Below are 20,176 nucleotides of genomic sequence, written 5' to 3'. Positions count from 1 at the left end.
GTGCCCCTACCCCATTGCATGAAGGGATAGGACTCGCTTTTGTTTTTCTTTTTTTGGGAGCCGTCTTCATACGTTTTTTACTACTACTAAAGGGTTAGGGAAAGAGGGGACGTTAACGATGACGAAGTATATTTTTGTGACAGGCGGGGTCGTATCCTCGTTGGGAAAAGGAATTACAGCGGCTTCTCTGGGCCGACTCCTGAAAAATAGGGGCTTGAAGGTAACGATCCAGAAGTGCGATCCGTACATCAACGTTGACCCAGGGACAATGAGCCCGTATCAACATGGTGAAGTGTTCGTAACGGATGATGGAGCGGAAACCGACCTGGACCTGGGACACTATGAGCGCTTTATCGACATCAACCTGAGCGCGAACTCCAACGTAACGACTGGAAAAATCTACTCAACCGTCATCGCCAAAGAACGTCGTGGAGACTATCTGGGTGGAACAGTTCAAGTGATTCCGCACATCACCAACGAGATCAAAGACCGCATTTTCCGCGCTGGCCGTGAAACAGGAGCCGATGTGGTCATTACCGAGATCGGTGGAACTGTAGGGGATATCGAGAGCTTGCCGTTCCTGGAAGCGATTCGTCAAATCAAGAGCGACATTGGCCGTGAAAACGTCATGTACATTCACGTGACTCTTGTTCCTTACATCAAGGCCGCTGGCGAAATGAAAACAAAGCCAACCCAACACAGCGTGAAGGAATTGCGCAGCCTGGGCATCCAGCCAACCGTTATCGTAACTCGTACCGAACAGCCTATGACACAAGAAATGAAGGACAAGCTGGCGCTGTTCTGTGACATCGACAAAAATGCGGTTGTGGAGTGCGTAGACGCCGAGACACTGTACGATGTTCCGCTGCAACTGCAAGCCCAAGGTCTGGATGACTACGTGTGCCGCCATCTCGGTCTGGCTTGCCAGGAAGCAGACATGACGGAGTGGAAATCGCTGGTTGGCAAAATCAAAAACTTGTCCAAGACCACCACTATTGCGATCGTCGGGAAATACGTAGAGCTGCACGACGCTTATTTGTCTGTAGCAGAAGCGCTGTACCACGGCGGTTATGCGAATGATTCCAAAGTGGAAATCAAATGGGTGCACGCAGAAGAAGTTACGCCTGAAAACGTAGCCGAGATGCTGGGCGATGTGAACGGCGTGCTGGTGCCAGGCGGCTTCGGCGATCGCGGCATCGAAGGAAAAATCATCGCTACCCGTTACGCTCGCGAAAACAAGGTGCCGTTCCTCGGAATTTGCCTCGGTATGCAAATCGCGGTTATCGAGTTTGCCCGTCACGTGGCAGGCATGGATGGTGCCAACAGCTCCGAGATCAACCCGGAAACAGCTTATCCAGTTATCGACCTTTTGCCAGAACAAAAGGAAATCGAGGACAAAGGCGGAACCATGCGTCTTGGCATCGGACCTTCCAAAGTGGAAGAAGGCACGCTGACTGAAGCTGCTTACGGCAGCACACTGGTGTATGAGCGCCACCGTCACCGTTATGAAGTCAACAACGAATATCGCGAGCAACTGGCTCAATTGGGCCTGCGCTTTGCAGGTACGTCGCCGGATGGCCGCCTGGTGGAAATCGTGGAAGTTCCAGACCATCCTTGGTATGTGGCTACCCAGTTCCATCCGGAGTTCACTTCCCGTCCGAACCGTCCGCAGCCATTGTTCCGCGACTTCGTCAAAGCTTCCCTGAACCTGAATCGATAAATGTTTGCATAAAAAAGACGCCCCGGCGAAATCAATCGTCGGCGCGTCTTTTCTGTTTTCAATGAAAGAGCGGCGATAGCCAGGCTACCCAATAAGCGGCGGGAACAAGCAGAAGCTGCGCCAGAACGGTTCCGAAAAAGCGGGAAATCATCAGCCACAAATACATGTCGCGAATGGACTCCTGCGTCGCTTTTCCCTGCATAGCCTTCTCGGTCAAAAGGGCAACCTGCGGGTCGACCAGAATGGTCATGAAGATCGTCGCAAAGCCGTTGATCATGCCGGAAGACATCAGTACGGTTGCTTTGTAGTCAGGCGTCAAAAGGGTTGCATACAGCACGGAGAGCACGCTGCTGGTATAGATGGCTGTCCCCAGGCAGTTGAGCAGCAAAAGGCGTTTGGGGATGCCTTTGATGCGAAAGCGGGAGATGCCTTGCCAACTCGGGATTCGCACGTGGTGCCGGACGCGGCGGATGCTGTCTACCGTGACGGCTGTGCGCAGCATTTGCGGGATCGAGCCGGCCAATTCCAGATGGGAAATCACCCGCTTGGAAATTTGGACAAACGTAGGAAACAGCACGATGGCTGCCAGCGTCCCTACCGAGGAGGCGACGATAATCAAATGCAGCTGCCAGCTCGGATCGGTGTGCAGCATGGCAGCCTGATCCATCAATCCGCCAGTGAACGGACCTTGGATCAGGTTGGAGGTGCGGGAGAGAAGCAGCGTAATGCCGACAAGCGACAGGGCGACCGCGATTCTCCCTGTTTGTACGCCTGCGAAGCGAATGGCGTAGGAAAGTGTCTCTGTCGTATGGATAACAAACGTTAACAGGCAAATCAACCAGAGCGCATCCATCTTGTTTTTCGGCTCCTTGCGTAGTGCAAAAATGGTATTCCTAATTATACTCGAAATGGACACTGCGGGAAATTTTCAATAGACGAAGCGCAAAACGGGCAGGAGTTTCCTGATTTTAGGCGAAACCATAATTAATTAAGGAAATGGATTCGTCAGGGGGGAGTAACCGTGTTCGACAAACATGATAAAAAGGTACTGGTTGTCGATGACCAGTATGGGATTCGCATTTTGTTGTACGAGGTACTGGGCAAAGAGGGATACAAAACATTCCAGGCTGCAAACGGGAAGATGGCCCTGGAGATTGTGGAAAAAGAATCGCCTGATCTGGTCATTCTCGACATGAAGATTCCAGGCATGGACGGGATTGAGATTTTGAAGCATATCAAGAAGATCAATCAGGAAATCAAGGTAATCATGATGACCGCTTATGGCGAACTGGACATGATCAAGGAAGCGACGCAACTGGGAGCGCTTACCCATTTCACCAAACCGTTTGATATCGACGAATTGCGAATGGCTGTTCAGCAGCAGCTTGCCTGCTAGTGCTTTGGACAAGTCTTCGTGGGGACAAGCGTACCTGTTAACATACGCCTGTCTGTGATATAATAAGCCACGTGATTGAAGTTAGCAGAGGAGGATTTCCCAAATGCCACTGGTACCTATGACCGCTTTTACCGAAGACGTCAAATTGCATAAATACGCCGTCGGACAATTTAACCTGAACAATCTCGAGTTTACTCAAGCGATTACGGAAGCTGCGATGGAAGAAAAATCGCCTGTGATTTTTGGTGTTTCCGAGGGAGCGCTTAAATACATGGGTCTTGATTACACGGTAGCCATTGCAAAAGTGGCGGCAGAACGCGCAGGAGTACCTGTTGCGCTGCACCTGGATCACGGCAGCAACTTTGACATTGTCATGAAGTGCATTCGCGCAGGATTTTCTTCGGTTATGTTCGATGGTTCCCACCATTCGTTTGAAGATAACCTTCGCTTGACCAAACAGGTTGTTGAGGCTGCTCACGCTGTAGGCGTTTCTGTAGAAGGTGAACTCGGTACCATCGGCGGGGTAGAGGACGACCTGTCTGTTGACGAGGAAGACGCTACTCTGGCGAATCCGGAAGAAGCGATCCGCTTCTGGGAAGAAACAAAAGTAGACTACGTAGCCATTGCAGTGGGAACAGCTCACGGCATGTACAAAGGCGTGCCAAAAATTCGCTACGACATTATCGAAAAAGTAGCAAGCAACATCGGAGCGCCAATCGTGCTGCACGGTGGTTCCGGCGTACCAGACGATGCGATTGTGGAATCGATCAGACTGGGCGTAGGAAAAATCAACGTAAATACAGAAAGCCAAGTCGCATGCACCGAAACGGTTCGCAAAGCGTTGGCTGCGAAACCTAACGAAATCGATCCGCGCAAATACCTGGGTCCTGCTCGCGATGCGATCAAGGAAGTCGTAAAAGGAAAAATGCGCCTGTTCGGAAGTAGCAACCGCGCGTAACTAGGAGGATAATCATGCGTTTTTTGATTGATACGGCAAATGTAGATGAAATTCGCGAGATTCACGAATGGGGCGTTTTGGCTGGAGTAACGACGAACCCTTCTCTTGTTGCAAAAGAAGGCCGTGACTTTGTCGAAACCCTCAAAGAGATCATCGATATCGTAGATGGACCGATCAGTGCGGAAGTCATCAGCACCGATGCCAAAGGGATGATTGAAGAAGGCGAAAAGCTGGCTTCTCTCTCCAAAAACATCGTGATCAAGCTGCCGATGACGGCTGAAGGTCTGAAGGCAACCAAGTATTTTGCCAAGCGCAAGATCAGAACGAACGTAACGCTGGTGTTTTCCGCTAACCAAGCGCTGCTTGCTGCTCGCGCTGGTGCAAGCTTCGTGTCTCCGTTCCTGGGACGTCTGGACGATATCGGTCAAGACGGCATGCAGCTGATCGAAGACATCGCAGAGATTTTCTCTGTGCATGGCATCGATACGGAAATCATCGCAGCATCTGTTCGTCACCCTGTTCATGTGACAGAAGCCGCTCGCCGTGGTTCGCACTTCGCTACCATTCCGGCAAAAGTATTCAAGCAACTGATTGCTCACCCATTGACAGACAGCGGTTTGGAGAAGTTCCTCGCTGACTGGGCAAGCATGCAAAAATAAGGACACGTACCGAAAGTTCAAGCACCTTTCTCATTGGGGAAGGTGCTTCTTTCCCGATTACACCTGAGGAGAGCGATGCATGGATAAGCTGATCATCAATGGTGGAAAACCGCTAGCGGGAACGGTGACCATCAGCGGAGCAAAAAACAGCGCAGTCGCACTGATTCCTGCCGCATTGTTGGCGGATGGACCTGTTGTTATTGAAAATCTGCCCCGTATTCAGGATGTAGATATCTATCACGAGCTCCTGCGGGAAATGGGAGCTGACGTGCTGTTCGAAGAAGACTGGATGGAAATCGACGGGCGCTTGATGAAGCTGATGCTCATGCCTAACGGCAGAATCAAAAAGCTGCGCGCCTCTTACTATTTGTGGGGAGCCTTGCTTGCCAAATTCGGAGAGGCACAGGTAGGATTGCCTGGCGGATGCGATTTGGGGCCAAGACCTGTCGATTTGCATATCAAAGGCTTTGAAGCGATGGGCGCCGAGGTCGAGAACAAAAACGGCGTGATGACCATCCGGGCCAAGCGCGGTCGTCTGCAAGGTGCGAGAATATACCTTGATCTCGTCAGCGTAGGAGCTACGATCAACATCATGCTTGCTGCCTCCAAGGCAGATGGCGTGACCATTATTGAAAACGCTGCCCGTGAGCCGGAGATCGTCGATGTGGCGACTCTGCTCAACAATATGGGAGCAAACATCAAAGGCGCGGGTACGGACGTCATACGCGTCCAGGGCGTGGAGCGTCTGCGGGGTTGCCGTCATACGATTATTCCGGACCGGATTGAAGCCGGTACGTACATGATCGCGGCAGCGGCTACGAATGGCAACGTGCTGGTGGAAAACGTGATTCCGAAGCATCTGGAGTCGCTGACCGCCAAGTTGCGTGAGATTGGCGCACAAGTGATGGAAATGGACGATTGCATTCAGGTGATGGGCCGGGATTCTTACCGTTCTATCGATGTGAAGACAAGTCCGTATCCGGGTTTTCCTACAGACTTGCAGCAGCCGATCACGACGCTTCTGACTCTTGCCAAAGGATCGAGCATCGTCACAGACAATATTTACAGCTCGCGTTTTCGCCATGTGGATGAATTGCGGCGCATGGGGGCGACACTGAAGGTAGAAGGACGCTCGGCTGTGATCGAAGGCGGCAGCAAGCTGAACGGAGCGAAAGTCGTGGCTTCTGATCTGCGGGCAGGAGCGGCGCTGTTTATCGCCGGGTTGGCAACGAGCGGCACGACCGAGCTGGAAGGTCTTGAGCATATCGACCGTGGTTATGAAAATTTGGTGGGCAAGCTGCAAACGCTCGGTGCCGACGTGATTCGGGTAGGCTTGCAGCACACGGAAAGCCCACAACGTTAACCAATCATCAGGAGAGGAGTCTTCCAGAATGGAGCGCAGTTTGACACTGGAACTGGTGCGTGTAACCGAAGCGGCTGCTTTGGCTTCCGCCAGTTGGATGGGGTTAGGACGAAAAGATGAGGCTGACGATGCGGCAACGACTGCCATGCGCAAGGAATTTGAAAAAGTTCCGATGGATGGCGTAGTTGTAATCGGGGAAGGCGAAATGGACGAAGCTCCGATGCTTTATATCGGCGAGCGCCTCGGTCAAGGAGTAGCGCCAGCGGTAGATGTGGCTGTCGACCCGTTGGAAGGAACCAATATTCTCGCAAAAGGGACATGGGGCGCGATTTCTGTCATTGCCATTGCCGATCGCGGAAATTTGCTGCATGCTCCTGACATGTATATGGAGAAAATGGCAGTAGGGCCAAAAGCGGTCGGGAAAGTAGACATCAACGCTCCGATCCGCGACAACCTGAAAGCAGTAGCCGCGGCACAAGGCAAAGATATCAGCGACCTGGTCGCGATTGTCCTCGACCGTGACCGCCATTCCCGCATCATTCACGAAATTCGCGAGGCTGGCGCGCGTATCCGCCTCATTTCGGACGGCGATGTGGCTGCGGCGATCAATACGGCATTCCCTGATACGGGTGTAGACATTTTGTTCGGTTCTGGCGGAGCGCCAGAGGGCGTGCTGGCTGCGGTTGCCTTGAAATGCCTCGGAGGAGAAATCCAGGGCAAGCTGCTGCCGCAAAGCGAAGAAGAAATTCAACGTTGTGTCAAAATGGGGCTGACCAACCCGCACCAAGTATTATTCATGGATGATTTGGTCAAGGGTGACGACGCCATTTTTGCAGCAACTGGCGTAACAGATGGCGAATTGCTGAAAGGGGTTCGTTTTCAAGGAACCCGTGCCACGACGCATTCTGTTGTTATGCGTGCAAAAACGGGAACGGTACGCTTCATCGAAGGGAACCACCGCCTGGAACGCAAGCCTTCGCTCGGCTTGTAAGAAACGAGTTTAGACAGATGAACTTTCAAGAGTAAATAAAGAGTGGTGGATGTATGTTACTTTCTGAACTAGAAGAGAAGAAACTGACCGATCTCTATAAACTGGCCAAAGAGTACCACATCCCGTATTACTCCCAACTGAAGAAGAAGGAATTGATCTTCGCGATACTTCGGGCACGGGCAGAGCGGGATGGCCTGATGTTTATGGAGGGCGTGCTGGAAATCTTGCCGGAGGGCTACGGCTTCCTCCGTCCGATCAACTATCTCCCAAGCTCGGAAGACATCTACATCTCCCAGTCGCAGATTCGCCGTTTTGATCTGCGCATGGGGGATGTGGTGTCGGGCAAGGCGAGGCCGCCAAAAGAAAACGAGCGTTACTTTGGGTTGTTGCAAGTAGAGGCAGTGAACGGAGAAGACCCTGAGACTGCTTCGGAGCGTCTGCATTTCCCCGCTTTAACACCGCTGTATCCTCAAACCAAGCTAGTGCTGGAAACTGCGCCCGAGCGAGTTTCCACCCGCCTGATGGATCTTCTTGCCCCTGTTGGACTCGGACAGCGTGGATTGATCGTCGCCCCGCCGAAAGCGGGTAAAACCATGCTGCTGAAAGAGATTGCCAACAGTATCACGGAAAGCCGGCCGGATATTCATCTGTTTGTTTTGCTCATCGACGAGCGTCCGGAAGAGGTAACCGATATGCAGCGTTCCGTCAAGGGAGAAGTGGTAGCTTCGACTTTTGACGAGCTGCCGGAAAATCACATCAAAGTGGCAGAGCTTGTGCTGGAGCGGGCAAAACGTTTGGTCGAACACAAAAAAGATGTTGTGATCCTGCTGGATTCCATTACCCGGCTCGCACGCGCCTACAACTTGGTGATTCCGCCAAGCGGCCGTACATTGTCCGGCGGTATCGATCCGGCTGCGTTCCACCGTCCCAAGCGCTTTTTCGGTTCGGCACGCAATATCGAAGAGGGCGGCAGCCTGACGATTTTGGCTACAGCTTTGGTCGAGACAGGCTCGCGCATGGACGATGTGATCTATGAGGAGTTCAAAGGAACGGGCAACATGGAGCTTCATCTGGATCGCAAGCTGGCTGAACGCCGCATTTTCCCGGCGATCGACATTCGCCGTTCGGGAACGCGTCGCGAGGAACTGCTGCTGACCAAAGAAGAGCTGGATAAGCTGTGGATGATCCGCAAGAACATGAACGAAACGAACGAATTTGTCGACTCGTTCATCAAGAAGCTTGCGGACACGAAAACAAACGAAGAATTTTTGCAGACCCTGGAAACGAAGCAACAAGGACGGGGAAAAGCTGCTGGCACGACGGTGAGTTCATGACTCGCCGTCATTTTTTTTGCCTGTTTTGCATACCGTAAGAGAGTTGGAGGAAAAAGGAGGAGAGAATCTGTGGAGTATGTGCATGTTCCTGCGCCCATTGAGAGCCAGGTTGAAGCGAAAAAGGTTGTCGTGGAGCAAGCGCTGTTTCAAGCGTTCAATCCTTACGCAGGTTTGACCAAGCAAGCGCCTTCGGCTAAAAGCAATGCGATGGTGTACTCTGTCCGCGAAGGAGACACTCTGTCTGGAATTGCCGAGCGGTATGGCCTTACGCTGAAAAAGCTGGTAGAGACGAATCAAATCAGCAATCCGGGTCTGCTTTCGGTCGGGATGAAGCTGGTTATTGCCAAAGATGAAGTGACCCATATGGTGAAGCAAGGAGAGACGATCGATTACATAGCAAGAAGGTATGGAGTCAGCAAGGAATTGTTGCTGGATCGCAATCCGCTGTTAAAATGGCTGTCGGACAACCTGTATGTGGGACAGGTTGTGTACATTCCTGTTGCTGGAGGACCGCCGATGCAGGCAGAAGAGCTGCAGCAAAAGCGGAACACCACCCAGGCGGCAAGCAGGCAAGTAGTAGCGCGGATTCGCGGCCGAATGGATTGGCCTGTAGAGGGAGCGACGATTACAAGCGGCTTCGGAACACGCTGGGGCAAGGTGCACAAAGGTGTGGATTTGTGGAACGAGCAGGAGGCCAAAACGCCGATTTTGGCAGCGAAAGCAGGGAAGGTGGTCGAGGCGGGCGCCAATCGATCCGGGTACGGGCGGATGGTCGTACTGGACCACGGAGACGGTTTGCAAACTTTTTACGCCCATATGCGCACGATTTTGGTCACGTCCGGCCAAAGCGTAGAAGCGGGCGACGTCCTCGGCTACATGGGTCAGACGGGCGATTCGACCGGGTATCACCTGCACTTTGAAGTCAGACAGGACGATGTGCCGATCAACCCGCTCCCGTATCTCGGCAGGTAACCCTTCACAATTTACATTGCTTTTTCAATGCGTTACAATGGGCAAAGCAAAGAAGCGAGGCGATTTTCCCATGTATTTAGTATACGCAGATGAAAACGGCAATGTTTACGACCACCCGGGATTGTTCTCGGTGGCGCGCAACGGCGATATATTGACAGAAATTCTGGAAGAAGAACTGATTCCGCTGCCGGAAGGAGCGACGTTGGTCAGTTTGCCAGATACGGTGCCGATCGGGATGGACCCCGATACGGGCGAAATGATCAAGCTCGACGGCTGTACAGCGGTTGGAGCGCTTGTTCCACAAGGAATTACCCGTCTTTTGCTGCCTGGCTATGTGAAAACAAACCGGGAGAGCAAGCTGCCGCTGTTCGGCTATTCGGCAGTGGTGTGGAAAGACAATCGTTTTTGGGTGGCAGGCAGAGCGAGTGACGATATTTACAAATGGGACCCGCTCAATTTCCCGATGGATGAGCTGAGACAGCGTGTGGAAAAGACGTTGGAGCTGTTTCCGCAAAACAGGATTTTGAATCACCTGTCTCACTGTGCGCTGGAGTACGAGTGCTTGACCGCCTCCAATAACTTTTTCAACCGCTGGGAAGGCAGTCTGCCTGTCTCCTACACCTGTAATGCGGGTTGCTACGGCTGTATTTCCGAGCAACCTGACGACAGCGGCTTCCCGTCTCCACAGACACGGATGAACTTCAAGCCGACAGAGGACGAGCTGGTCGAAGTGATGCTGCACCACCTGCAAACACCGGAAAGCATCATCAGCTTCGGTCAAGGCTGCGAGGGCGAGCCGTCCACCATGGCAGGAATTATCGTGCCAGCCATGCGTCGTGTGCGGGAGACGACAGACATGGGCTTCATCAACATCAATACCAATGCGGGCTTGACCGATCACATCAAAGGGATTGTGGACGCCGGACTGGACTTGATGCGTGTCAGCATTATCAGTGCGATTGACGAGCATTACAACGCTTACTATCGTCCGCGCAACTACACGCTGGAAAATGTAGCCCGATCGGCCGAATACGCTGCTTCCAAGGGCGTGTACACCTCGATCAACTACTTGTGCTTCCCGGGCGTGTTCGACCGCGAAGAAGAGATGGAAGCGATGATCAACTTCATTCGCCGGACGGGAATCAAGCTGATTCAAATGCGCAACCTGAACATCGATCCGGAAAGCTACCTGGCGATGATTCCAAAAGCGCGGGGCGAAGTCTTCGGAATGAAGCAGGCGATTGAGATTTATCAGGAAGAACTGCCGGATGTCGTAATCGGATCGTTTACGCACATTCCGCCGGCAGAACTGCGCCGCAGGAAAAACATGGCCTGATCGGTCAACCTGTTGCATTTCAGCTGACAGCATGCTACTATCTTTTATGTGTTTATATAACTCTGTTTCGGCAAACGATTCAGGGCGGAAAGAGGTGTAGTGAGATGAAACAAGGTATTCATCCTAAGTACAACGTAGTAACTGTTACATGTGCATGCGGTAACGAATTTGAATCCGGTTCCGTGAAACAAGCGTTGAAAGTGGAGATCTGCTCCAACTGCCATCCTTTCTTCACTGGAAAACAAAAATTCGTGGATGCTGGCGGCCGTGTAGACCGTTTCAAACGCAAATACAATCTGTCCTAATCAGACGGGATTGGAGCAACCAGGTAGAGCAATCTGCCTGGTTTTGTCTTTTTCTGGAACAAAATTATCGCGGAAAGCAAGGGGGGCAATCGATGACAGCCATCATCTGGTTTCGGCGCGATCTGCGTTTGCACGACCACGCGGCTTTACATACGGCAGCGCTTACGGGCGAACCGGTTGTCCCGTTGTTCATTATGGACGATGCCTTTTGCCAGCCTGACGCGGTTGCAGACAAGCGATCGCATGCGTTTTTATCGGCTGTGGACAACCTGGCGGGCAGCTTGCAAGAAGCTGGCGGGAGGCTCCTGATTCGCCGGGGGAATCCGGCTGACGTGCTTTGTCAGGTCGCTCGCGAGACGGGGGCAGACAAAGTCTTTTACAATCGCGCATACACTCCCGAAGCGCGAAAACGCGATGCGAATGTAACGGAAGCTTTGGAGCGGCAAGGCATGCGCGTTCATGCTTGCAAAGATTTGCTCATGCATGAGCCAGGCGACATTTTAACCAGGCAGCGGACGCCGTATGCGGTGTTTACCCCTTATAAACGGGTGTGGCTCACCCTTCCGAAAGACCGCCCTTTTCCGCAGCCGACATCATGGCGAATGTATGAGGGACTGGCCGATTTGCCAGGGGAATCGGCTCCTTTGGTCGAAGCTTTTGGGCGCAAACGTCCCGTTGGCAGTGAATGGGCGACGGCTCTGTTTGGAGAGCGGACAGCTCGCGAGCGATTGCAGCAATTTATGCACGAAGCTGTGCATCGATATAAAGAACGGCGCGATTTCCCCGGACTGGATGCGACTTCGCACTTGTCTTTTGCCTTGAACACAGGCACGTTGTCGATTCGGACGGTGTATCACCAGGCGCTGGAGGCCATGGAGGAAGCCAGGGGAGAAGAGGTCGCCTCCGTGGAAGCGTTTGTCACGGAGCTTGTCTGGAGAGAGTTTTATCAGCAAGTGCTGTATCATCACCCGCACACGACCGATCACGCGTATTTGCCGCAGTTTGAAGCGGTCGCCTGGGAAAATGACGAAGCGCTGTTTTCGGCTTGGTGCAACGGGGAGACGGGCTATCCGATCGTCGATGCAGCGATGAAGCAACTGAACGAAACAGGCTGGATGCACAATCGGCTGCGCATGATTGCGGCTTCTTTTTTGACCAAGGATTTGCTGGTGGATTGGCGGTGGGGGATGCGCTATTTTGCGAAGCAGCTTGTCGACTTCGACGAGGCGGCCAATATCGGCGGCTGGCAATGGAGCGCTTCTACCGGGACGGACCCGCAGCCGTACTTTCGCATTTTCAATCCGGTTGCGCAAGGCGAGAAATTCGATCCGGACGGGACTTTTGTCAAAAAATATCTTCCCGTTCTAAGCGAAGTCCCTCTACAATATATCCATAAGCCTTGGGAGATGCCTGAGCATGTGCAGGAGCAGGCGGGATGCAGGCTCGGCCTAGATTATCCTGTTCCTTGCGTCGATCATGCGAGCAGACGGAAGCTGGCGATGTCGTTGTTTCAAGAGGCGAAAGACAGCTACGCCAGGACGCGAAAATGAATCAGTTCTAGGCAAAAGGGAGATAGAGACGTGGCACAATTATATTTTCGTTACGGGGCAATGAATGCCTCCAAATCTATTCAGTTGCTGACGGTCGCTCACAACTACGAGCAATCCGGCAAAAAAGTAGTGGTGTTCACGCCAGCGGTCGATGATCGGTACGGCGTGGGGAAAGTGGCATCGCGGGTAGGGATCAGCAGAGAAGCGATTCCGATTGGCGAGGAAACCAATTTGTATGAGATTGTCGCGGCCGAAACGGTAAAACCGCACTGTGTACTGGTAGACGAGGCGCAGTTCATCAGCCGCCATCATGTGGACCAGCTGGTGGCGATTGTCGATCAGCTCGGAATCCCCGTTATCGTCTACGGCTTGCTGAAAAACTTCAAGAACGAGCTTTTCCCGGGAAGTGCCGCGTTGTTGTGTGAAGCGGACAAGGTGGAAGAGATCAAAACGGTGTGCGTTTACTGCAACAAAAAAGCGACGCATATCCTCAAATTCAAAAATGGACAACCTGTATACTCCGGAGAGACGATTGAGATCGCTGGCAACGACACGTACAGCAGCGTCTGTCGCAAGCATTATTACAACCCTCCGGCAGCTCGCTAGAAGCCGAACAGGAAAAGCCACCCTTGTTTTTCGCTGTGCATGAGCCGAAAAGGCACTGCGCAGACTAAGCAAAACAGGAGGTGGCTTTTTCGTGCGAATCACGTCTTTTGGGAAAAGCTCACTGACAGTGCTGGGCATTCTCGTCCTCTCTTCTGCCTTGACTGTCGGGTGCGGCGGCCGCAATACTACTCAAGAAAAAGGTTCCAACACGCAAGCGATGGACGGTCAGTACCCTGCTTCGATCAAAGGGGAGCGGAGCGGGGAAGTTTTGCACCATCCTGCGCCGCCTGCCGCCGATCGTGACACTTTGATGGGGCGCAATCAAAACCCGAACTTGATCATCGGCCAGTCCAACGTGCGCAATACGCAAATCGACATGAACAACATGGAAATGATGGCGAAGTCGGTAAAAGGCGTCGAGAACGCCCGTATCACACTGAATGGCGGCAATGCATATGTTACTCTTGACCTTGTGCATAACATTACGGCGAGTCAGGCGCGATCGGTGGAGCAGCAAGTTATTGCGCTTTTGCAGCAAAAAATCCCGCGCTATGACTTCCACGTCACCTCCAATGAGGGCTTTCACCGTTGATCGTGTGACTGGAACTGGTATGGCAAGGCTCGGCATCGCCGGGCCTGTTTTGCATCGCAAAAAGCAGAAATTTCCAGCCAAATAATGCGCTTTGACTTATTTTCGCTTTCCTCCTATAATTTATCTGTTATAATCGATTTTTAGTATTCTTTGCGATGGGGTGAAGTACAATGTTTACACGCTTATCCGCAGTTGAAGAGCGTTTTGAAGAGGTAACGAATCTCCTATGTGACCCCGACGTCATCAGCGATACAAAACGCTTGCGTGAACTGTCCAAGGAACAGTCTTCGTTGGAAGAGACAGTGACGACCTACCGTGAATATAAATCAGTTGTGAGTCAAATGGATGATGCCAAAGCCATGCTGGAAGAAAAGCTGGACGATGAAATGCGCGAAATGGTCAAGCTTGAAATCAGCGAATTGTCTGCCCGCAAGGAACAGCTGGAAGAACGCCTGAAAATTCTCCTGCTGCCAAAAGATCCAAATGACGAGAAAAACGTGATCGTGGAAGTGCGCGGCGCAGCAGGCGGCGATGAGGCAGCTCTGTTTGCGGCTGTTTTGTTCCGCATGTACACACGCTTTGCTGAACGTCACGGCTTTAAAATCGAAGTGCTGGAAGCAAGCCCGACAGACATCGGCGGCTACAAGGAAATCGTCTTTTCGCTGTCCGGTCGCGGCGCATACAGCAAAATGAAGTTCGAAAGCGGCGCACACCGCGTGCAACGCATTCCGGCGACAGAATCCGGCGGACGTATTCACACTTCTACCGCTACTGTACTGGTATTGCCTGAGGCGGAAGATGTGGAAGTGGAAGTACACGAAAAAGACATCCGCATCGATACGTTCTGCTCCAGCGGCGCTGGCGGCCAGAGCGTCAACACGACCAAATCGGCTGTTCGCGTTACGCACATTCCGACGGGGATCATGGTTTCCTGTCAGGATGAAAAATCGCAGCACTCCAATAAAGACAAGGCGCTTCGCGTTTTGCGCGCGCGCTTGTACGACTTTTATATGCAGCAACAAAATGCGGAAGCTGACGCTACGCGCAAAAGCCTGGTGGGAACCGGGGATCGCAGCGAGCGCATCCGCACGTACAACTATCCACAAAGCCGCGTGACCGACCACCGCATCGGTCTGACTTTGCACCGTTTGGAATCGGTGCTGGAAGGCGAACTGGATGAAGTGATCGACAACCTGATTTTGCATGAACAAACGGAGCTTTTGAAGAGCCATGCACACTCAGCTTGATTGGTCTGATGTCACGACGATTCGAGAAGCCCTGACACGGGCTTCTTCCTTTTTGCGGGAAAAAGGGGCAAAAGACCCTGTATTCGAAGCGGAACTGATGATTCGCCACTGTTTGGGCTGGGATCGCACGAAGTATTTGATTTCGATGATGGAGCCGATTGCCAAAGAGACGCTTGCGCAGCTGGATGAGTTGTGCCAGCGCAGAAGTGCGCATGAGCCATTGCAGTACATGTTTGGTGAGCAAGAGTTTTACGGGCGCTCTTTTGCCGTTCGTCCTGGCGTTCTTATCCCTCGTCCCGAGACGGAGATACTCGTCGAGCAAGTGTTGGCGGCCGCCACAACTGTTTGGTCAGAGCAAGAGGGTTTGACTGTTGCCGATATCGGGACAGGCAGTGGCGCCATCTGCATCACGCTCGCGCTGGAAAAGCCGGATTGGCAAGTGACGACAGTAGATTTATCCCCTGATGCTACCGCAGTTGCTACAGAAAACGCGGAACGCCTGGGAGCTGCCGTGCGCTTTTTGCAAGGGGATTTGGTGCAACCGCTTCTGGCAGCTGGCGAAAAGGTGGACATCCTCGTCTCCAATCCGCCGTATATACCGAGTCGGGATGTGGACGAGCTGGACGAAGAAGTCCGCTTGCATGAGCCGCGTTTGGCGCTGGACGGGGGCGATGACGGATTGGATTGCTATCGCCGACTGTGCGAGGCGCTGCCTGAACTGCTTCAGGACAAAGCGGTTGTCGCCTTCGAGGTAGGGATTTATCAGGCAAAAGATGTGGCTGCCTTGATGCGGGAATCAGGGGTAATAGATGAGGTGCGGATCGTGCCGGATTTGGCGGGAATCGAGCGGGTTGTTATCGGTGTCAGGCGGTAACGGCAAGCTCCTCTCGCCGTTTTGCTAAAATTGTATGAATGTTTGTGATTCGACCGTTTGAAACCGGGACTCCCTGTCCATACTGAGGCTATACAGAGAAAAGGTTTGGAAGAATCAGTCGAGAGGGAGACGGTTAAAATGAAACGGATGTTGTTGATCGCATTTAGCCTGTTCATGTTGATGATGTGCTGGGAGGGACAGCTTACGTCGGCCAATGTTCTGGATAATGGTCCGATCCCTCAAGAATCGATTCGTCTGCGCATTATTGCCAACAGCGACTCGGTTGCTGACCAGTGGCTGAAGCGGGAAGTGCGCGATGCGCTGATTGCGCAAATGAACACGTGGGCGGAAGATATCAAATCGTTTGAGCAAGCACAGGACATGGTGGCATCCCAGTTGCCTGTCCTTCAGGAAGTAGTGGACAAAACGATTCGTGAACGCGGCTTTTCCTATAAAGCGGTAGTCGATTTCGGTCAGGTTCCGTTTCCGACGAAGCTGTACGGCTCGTACGTCTATCCCGCTGGCAACTACGAAGCGCTCCGCGTGCAGATCGGCGAGGCAAAAGGGCAAAACTGGTGGTGCGTACTTTTCCCTCCGCTCTGCTTTATCGATATGTCCAACGGCGATGCTGTACAAGCTGCTGCGGCAACGACAGAAGCGGGAAAAGAAACAGAGCAGAGCGTGGCTAAGTCAGAACCGGCTTCGGTGTTCAAGCTTGATCAAAAAGAAATCGAGCGCACAGACTGGCGGCAGGAGCGTTTGGAAAGACGTTTGGACAGCGCTGACACTGGCGCAGTTTCGCAAATGCCCGGCGCACAAAATGCTGTAGCCGTAGAGAATAACAGTAAAGACGAAGCGCTGGAGCAAGCCCAAGCCGAGGGACAAGCGGACAAGACGCCAGAAATGAGCGAGCAAAATCCGGCTCCGCAAGTACAAGTACGGTTCTACCTCCTGGAAAAGCTGGAAAGCTGGTTCTCCTGAGCTTTCCCTAAAAAAACGACACCCCGCTTATAGCGAAGGTGTCGTTTTGACTGGCGAGCCGCTTACTTTTGCGTCAGGGCTGCGAGGATTTCCGGTTTTAGCAAGTTTTGATAGCGGTGGGCCGGGATGGCGAAAGAAGGCATTCCCGCTGCATACGGAGCAATTTCGTACTGTCCGAAATGAATGACGAGATTTCCGTTTTCAAAAGAGAAGCCTTGGTCATCCGTAATGCTCTCGAAGCTGTACGGATTGAAGCCGTCGCGATCTGTCTGTGTTTTGATTTGCTGGCTGATCAGTTGGTTGATCACGCTGCGGTAGTTGTAGCTGGACTGGAACAAATCGCCGAGCTTGAGCGTTTTGGCTTTAGGCTGGTTGTCGATTGTGTAGTAAGTCACGTCAGTCATGCCATGCGCTCCGCCTGTGTACAGATAGGTTTGAACAGAGAAGGATACGAGCTTGCCAGCCTGATGCACTTCATAGGAAATGTCGAGTGCATGCGGGCGAGGTTCCCAGCCGTATTTTTTGGCATCTGCGGCATCTTCCTTGCCAGCTTGTTGTCCGTCAGCGAGGCCAGTTTGTGCTTGCTTGAGCAGGGTCGCATTCAATTGGGCTTCGAACGCTTTATCTTTCAAACCGCTAATGACCGGGATGGTCACTTTGCCTTCAAATTCTTTTGTTTTCACCGTGATGGTTTTCGGTGTGAATACGACACCGGAAGCTTGAGGTTGTTTGGTTTGAACGACAGGAGCAGCTTTCGCTGGCGCGGCAGGAGCAGCTGCCAAAACAGGCGCAGCAACTGCTGTCAGCAGAACAGCGGTGCCGAGCAGGCTGGAAGTAACGGATTTAAGCAATGTCATATTCATTCACAATCCTTTCGAGGTAAGGGAAGAGTTCTGCGTTTCTATGGATTCATTCTACTACATCATTTTGACGGTTGAGGTTAAAAAATGGTAACAAACACGTTTTCCACGGCTTTTCCCGAAGTTATTCACAAGTTACCCACAGGCTGTTGAAAACTTTTCGAGGCACAACTATACTAAAGGCACTCATTACAAAGAAACGAGCAAGAGAAAGGATTTTTTTACGATGGAAATCAATTTAGTGACGAAAGTCTGGTCTGTGGATAACGATGTGGAAAACATCCAGAGTTGTACACAGATTGTGGATGCAGCCCGGTTGCTGCACGCTGGGGAAGCTGTCGCTTTTCCAACAGAGACGGTCTATGGCCTGGGAGCCAATGCATTGTCTAATGAAGCAGTGGAGAAAATATTTGCAGCGAAAGGCCGACCGAGTGACAATCCGCTGATCGTGCATATTGGCGAACGGCAGCAGTTGTCCACAGTTGCCGGGGAAGTGCCGGAAAAAGGACAGAAGCTGATGGATGCCTTCTGGCCTGGGCCACTCACCGTCATTGTTCCGAAAAATGATCGCGTTGCTTCCCTGGTGACAGCGGGTCTGGATTCTGTCGGTGTGCGCATGCCTGCTCATCCGGTTGCCCTTGCTTTGATCAAACAAGCGGGCGTACCGATTGCTGCGCCGAGTGCGAACCGTTCCGGTCGTCCAAGCCCGACTACAGCCGCGCATGTGTTAGCCGACCTGGACGGGAGAGTGGCAGGGATCGTCGATGGCGGAGCGACGGGAGTAGGCGTCGAGTCTACTGTCATTGATGTGACTGTGGAGCCGCCTGTTATCCTTCGTCCCGGCGGCATTACCCGTGAACAGCTGGAAAGCGTAATCGGCCCGGTCGAGCTTGATCCTTCTTTTGAAGTGGGAGCAGTAGAAACTCCGCGCGCTCCCGGGATGAAATATACGCATTATGCTCCGGAGGGCGAGCTGTGGCTGGTGGCGGGAAGCGAAGAGCAGGCTCGCATAAAAATGGCGGAGCTGCTGTCGCAAGCCAAAATCGATGGCCAAAAAACAGGGGTGCTGGCAACGGAAGAGTCGGCTGGCTATTGGCGTGATCACGAGGCAGCCGATGTCGTTCTGACGGTAGGTGCCCAAGCTGATTTGGAACAAGTCGCCCAGCAGCTGTACGCTGTTTTGCGGGAATTTGACAATCAGCAGGTTCAGTTCATCGTGGGAGAAACCTTTTCGCGGGAAGGCCTGGGAATGGCTGTCATGAACCGTCTGGAAAAAGCGGCGGGCGGTCGCATCTTGTCCGTTTAAAACAGTATAAACTCCTCCTTGTCCGCATAGAGTGAAGGGACGGGGGGGAGGCGGCTTGGACCTGGTTTTGTTTCAATGGGGGCAATTTTTGACGTTGCTCATTATAGCTTTTGCTTTGAGCATGGATGCCTTTTCGCTGGGGATCGGCGTGGGCATGGTTGGCATTCGCTTGCGGGAAATTGTAAAGGTCAGCATTACGATCGGACTTTTTCATATTATGATGCCTGTCGTCGGAATAGTTGTCGGAGCTTACTTGTCCGATTTGGTTGGGGATATCGCCGTTTTTATCGGCGGCGGAGTCCTGATGCTGATCGGTTTGCATATGCTGTGGAACGGATTGGTTCACAGTGATCAAAAAAGCATGTTAAAAACAAAAGGGTTCGGGCTGTTGCTGTTTGCCTTCAGCGTCAGTCTCGACGCGTTGACGGTCGGTTTTTCGTTCGGTCTAATCGAAGTGAACAAAGTCCTGGCAATTTCCCTGTTCGGTATCATGGGAGCAGCCATGTCCTATTTCGGCCTTTTGCTTGGCAGAAGCGTGGGAGGATGGTTGGGCGATTATAGCGAATTAGTAGGGGGATTGATCTTGTTTTGCTTCGGATTGAAATTTGTCATCTAGAAAAGGATGCTGACATAAAGGAGGGGCGATCATTGAAACGGATACTCTTCGTCTGTACGGGAAACACTTGCCGCAGCCCGATGGCAGAGGCGATGTTTCGCGCAAAGACAGCCGGACAACCATTTGAAGTGCGCTCGGCCGGAGTGGCGGCGTATGCCGGACAACCAGCTTCCCCGCATGCCCAGTCGGTGCTTGCTGAACGCGGGATTGCTCACAACCACGCATCAAGCCAGCTAAACGAAGAGCTTTTGGCGTGGTCCGATCTTATTTTGACGATGACGGGCAGTCACAAGCGTGCCATTCTGACCTACTTCCCGGAAGCGGCGGACAAAGTCCATACTTTGCAAGAGTTTGCGGGAATAGAAGGCATAAGAGATATCGCTGATCCTTTTGGCGGGGCGCTTGAGGACTATCGCAGGTGCGCAGAAGAGATTGAGGAGTCGCTGGACAGGCTTTTGGAGCGATTGGCGGAAGTCCGTTTTCGTGAATAACAAGGTTGAAGAGGTGCTG

General features: G+C 52.5%; 21 protein-coding genes. 19 read left to right on the top strand and 2 right to left on the bottom strand.

Translation table 11 applies throughout. The annotated features are described in order from the left end of the window. Positions 1 to 118: 118 nt before the first annotated feature. Positions 119 to 1,720, top strand: coding sequence for a CTP synthase (locus tag DEP07_RS16155; RefSeq protein WP_122962571.1), 1,602 nt, complete (start codon positions 119 to 121; stop codon positions 1,718 to 1,720). Between the two features lie 58 nt (positions 1,721 to 1,778). Here the strand turns inward: DEP07_RS16155 and DEP07_RS16150 are convergent, their stop codons facing one another. Beyond that, the gene (locus DEP07_RS16150; protein WP_063228964.1) at positions 1,779 to 2,573 is read right to left on the bottom strand and encodes a lipid II flippase Amj family protein; all 795 of its coding nucleotides are present in this window, start codon (positions 2,571 to 2,573) and stop codon (positions 1,779 to 1,781) included. Positions 2,574 to 2,741: 168 nt separating this feature from the next. Between DEP07_RS16150 and DEP07_RS16145 the strand changes: the two genes are divergently transcribed. The 15 genes from DEP07_RS16145 to spoIIR all read left to right on the top strand — a co-directional run bounded on the left by DEP07_RS16145 (position 2,742) and on the right by spoIIR (position 16,884). Further along, on the top strand, positions 2,742 to 3,116 hold the full coding sequence (locus DEP07_RS16145; protein WP_023555166.1) for a response regulator: 375 nt from the start codon (positions 2,742 to 2,744) through the stop codon (positions 3,114 to 3,116). Between the two features lie 103 nt (positions 3,117 to 3,219). Then, positions 3,220 to 4,074 carry a class II fructose-1,6-bisphosphate aldolase gene (gene fba / locus DEP07_RS16140; RefSeq protein ID WP_063228965.1) on the top strand — a complete coding sequence of 285 codons (855 nt, stop codon included), beginning with the start codon at positions 3,220 to 3,222 and terminating at the stop codon, positions 4,072 to 4,074. Between the two features lie 14 nt (positions 4,075 to 4,088). Beyond that, positions 4,089 to 4,733: a fructose-6-phosphate aldolase gene (gene fsa / locus DEP07_RS16135; protein ID WP_122962572.1), complete on the top strand. Its 645-nt coding sequence runs from the start codon at positions 4,089 to 4,091 to the stop codon at positions 4,731 to 4,733. Positions 4,734 to 4,812: 79 nt separating this feature from the next. Continuing rightward, positions 4,813 to 6,096 carry a UDP-N-acetylglucosamine 1-carboxyvinyltransferase gene (locus DEP07_RS16130; protein ID WP_122962573.1) on the top strand — a complete coding sequence of 428 codons (1,284 nt, stop codon included), beginning with the start codon at positions 4,813 to 4,815 and terminating at the stop codon, positions 6,094 to 6,096. Between the two features lie 28 nt (positions 6,097 to 6,124). Beyond that, positions 6,125 to 7,087: a class II fructose-bisphosphatase gene (gene glpX, locus DEP07_RS16125; protein ID WP_063228968.1), complete on the top strand. Its 963-nt coding sequence runs from the start codon at positions 6,125 to 6,127 to the stop codon at positions 7,085 to 7,087. A gap of 53 nt (positions 7,088 to 7,140) precedes the next feature. Next, a complete protein-coding gene (gene rho / locus DEP07_RS16120; RefSeq protein WP_063228969.1) occupies positions 7,141 to 8,421 on the top strand; it encodes a transcription termination factor Rho in 1,281 nt (426 codons plus the stop codon). Positions 8,422 to 8,490: 69 nt separating this feature from the next. After that, positions 8,491 to 9,393: a LysM peptidoglycan-binding domain-containing M23 family metallopeptidase gene (locus tag DEP07_RS16115; protein ID WP_122962574.1), complete on the top strand. Its 903-nt coding sequence runs from the start codon at positions 8,491 to 8,493 to the stop codon at positions 9,391 to 9,393. Between the two features lie 70 nt (positions 9,394 to 9,463). Then, complete coding sequence (locus tag DEP07_RS16110; RefSeq protein WP_122962575.1) at positions 9,464 to 10,729, top strand: radical SAM protein; 1,266 nt, start codon at positions 9,464 to 9,466, stop codon at positions 10,727 to 10,729. Positions 10,730 to 10,833: 104 nt separating this feature from the next. Continuing rightward, entirely contained in the window at positions 10,834 to 11,034 is a 201-nt protein-coding gene (gene rpmE / locus DEP07_RS16105; RefSeq protein WP_005827805.1) for a 50S ribosomal protein L31, read from the top strand. Positions 11,035 to 11,126: 92 nt separating this feature from the next. Then, positions 11,127 to 12,584 (top strand): cryptochrome/photolyase family protein, encoded by a 1,458-nt coding sequence (locus DEP07_RS16100; RefSeq protein WP_287102714.1) that lies wholly within the window; start codon positions 11,127 to 11,129, stop codon positions 12,582 to 12,584. Between the two features lie 30 nt (positions 12,585 to 12,614). Beyond that, complete coding sequence (locus DEP07_RS16095; protein WP_122962577.1) at positions 12,615 to 13,190, top strand: thymidine kinase; 576 nt, start codon at positions 12,615 to 12,617, stop codon at positions 13,188 to 13,190. 91 nt (positions 13,191 to 13,281) lie between these two features. Then, complete coding sequence (locus tag DEP07_RS16090) at positions 13,282 to 13,782, top strand: sporulation protein (protein ID WP_173599034.1); 501 nt, start codon at positions 13,282 to 13,284, stop codon at positions 13,780 to 13,782. Between the two features lie 170 nt (positions 13,783 to 13,952). Continuing rightward, a complete protein-coding gene (prfA, locus tag DEP07_RS16085; protein WP_063228973.1) occupies positions 13,953 to 15,029 on the top strand; it encodes a peptide chain release factor 1 in 1,077 nt (358 codons plus the stop codon). After that, positions 15,013 to 15,903 carry a peptide chain release factor N(5)-glutamine methyltransferase gene (prmC, locus tag DEP07_RS16080; protein WP_173596361.1) on the top strand — a complete coding sequence of 297 codons (891 nt, stop codon included), beginning with the start codon at positions 15,013 to 15,015 and terminating at the stop codon, positions 15,901 to 15,903. The genes prfA and prmC overlap by 17 nt, the downstream gene beginning before the upstream one ends. 138 nt (positions 15,904 to 16,041) lie before the next feature. After that, positions 16,042 to 16,884 carry a stage II sporulation protein R gene (spoIIR, locus tag DEP07_RS16075; protein ID WP_287102713.1) on the top strand — a complete coding sequence of 281 codons (843 nt, stop codon included), beginning with the start codon at positions 16,042 to 16,044 and terminating at the stop codon, positions 16,882 to 16,884. A gap of 62 nt (positions 16,885 to 16,946) precedes the next feature. Here the strand turns inward: spoIIR and DEP07_RS16070 are convergent, their stop codons facing one another. Then, entirely contained in the window at positions 16,947 to 17,741 is a 795-nt protein-coding gene (locus DEP07_RS16070) for a DUF3298 and DUF4163 domain-containing protein (RefSeq protein ID WP_122962581.1), read from the bottom strand. A gap of 229 nt (positions 17,742 to 17,970) precedes the next feature. On the opposite strand from DEP07_RS16070, the gene DEP07_RS16065 reads away from it, so the two are divergent. The 3 genes from DEP07_RS16065 to DEP07_RS16055 are packed head-to-tail and all read left to right on the top strand — an operon-like array spanning position 17,971 to position 20,157. Next, positions 17,971 to 19,050 (top strand): L-threonylcarbamoyladenylate synthase, encoded by a 1,080-nt coding sequence (locus DEP07_RS16065; RefSeq protein WP_122962582.1) that lies wholly within the window; start codon positions 17,971 to 17,973, stop codon positions 19,048 to 19,050. A gap of 55 nt (positions 19,051 to 19,105) precedes the next feature. Further along, positions 19,106 to 19,666, top strand: a complete 561-nt coding sequence (locus DEP07_RS16060; RefSeq protein ID WP_063228978.1) for a manganese efflux pump MntP — start codon at positions 19,106 to 19,108, stop codon at positions 19,664 to 19,666. 32 nt (positions 19,667 to 19,698) lie between these two features. Further along, a complete protein-coding gene (locus tag DEP07_RS16055) occupies positions 19,699 to 20,157 on the top strand; it encodes a low molecular weight protein arginine phosphatase (RefSeq protein ID WP_122962583.1) in 459 nt (152 codons plus the stop codon). The last annotated feature ends 19 nt before the right edge of the window (positions 20,158 to 20,176 follow it).

The organism is Brevibacillus sp. (genome assembly GCF_003521185.1).
Classification (GTDB): Bacteria; Bacillota; Bacilli; order Brevibacillales; family Brevibacillaceae; genus Brevibacillus; species Brevibacillus parabrevis.
Note: the sequence above shows the minus strand (reverse complement) of the source record. Positions and strands in the feature narration are given on the sequence as shown.

Coding starts and splice junctions, on each gene's coding strand:
- glpX (WP_063228968.1), top strand. CDS start 6,125: ATGGAGCGCAGTTTGACACTGGAACTGGTGCGTGTAACCGAAGCGGCT.
- DEP07_RS16100 (WP_287102714.1), top strand. CDS start 11,127: ATGACAGCCATCATCTGGTTTCGGCGCGATCTGCGTTTGCACGACCAC.
- prfA (WP_063228973.1), top strand. CDS start 13,953: ATGTTTACACGCTTATCCGCAGTTGAAGAGCGTTTTGAAGAGGTAACG.
- DEP07_RS16150 (WP_063228964.1), bottom strand. CDS start 2,573: ATGGATGCGCTCTGGTTGATTTGCCTGTTAACGTTTGTTATCCATACG.
- fba (WP_063228965.1), top strand. CDS start 3,220: ATGCCACTGGTACCTATGACCGCTTTTACCGAAGACGTCAAATTGCAT.
- prmC (WP_173596361.1), top strand. CDS start 15,013: ATGCACACTCAGCTTGATTGGTCTGATGTCACGACGATTCGAGAAGCC.
- DEP07_RS16110 (WP_122962575.1), top strand. CDS start 9,464: ATGTATTTAGTATACGCAGATGAAAACGGCAATGTTTACGACCACCCG.
- DEP07_RS16070 (WP_122962581.1), bottom strand. CDS start 17,741: ATGACATTGCTTAAATCCGTTACTTCCAGCCTGCTCGGCACCGCTGTT.
- spoIIR (WP_287102713.1), top strand. CDS start 16,042: ATGAAACGGATGTTGTTGATCGCATTTAGCCTGTTCATGTTGATGATG.
- rho (WP_063228969.1), top strand. CDS start 7,141: ATGTTACTTTCTGAACTAGAAGAGAAGAAACTGACCGATCTCTATAAA.
- rpmE (WP_005827805.1), top strand. CDS start 10,834: ATGAAACAAGGTATTCATCCTAAGTACAACGTAGTAACTGTTACATGT.
- DEP07_RS16155 (WP_122962571.1), top strand. CDS start 119: ATGACGAAGTATATTTTTGTGACAGGCGGGGTCGTATCCTCGTTGGGA.
- DEP07_RS16130 (WP_122962573.1), top strand. CDS start 4,813: ATGGATAAGCTGATCATCAATGGTGGAAAACCGCTAGCGGGAACGGTG.
- DEP07_RS16065 (WP_122962582.1), top strand. CDS start 17,971: ATGGAAATCAATTTAGTGACGAAAGTCTGGTCTGTGGATAACGATGTG.
- fsa (WP_122962572.1), top strand. CDS start 4,089: ATGCGTTTTTTGATTGATACGGCAAATGTAGATGAAATTCGCGAGATT.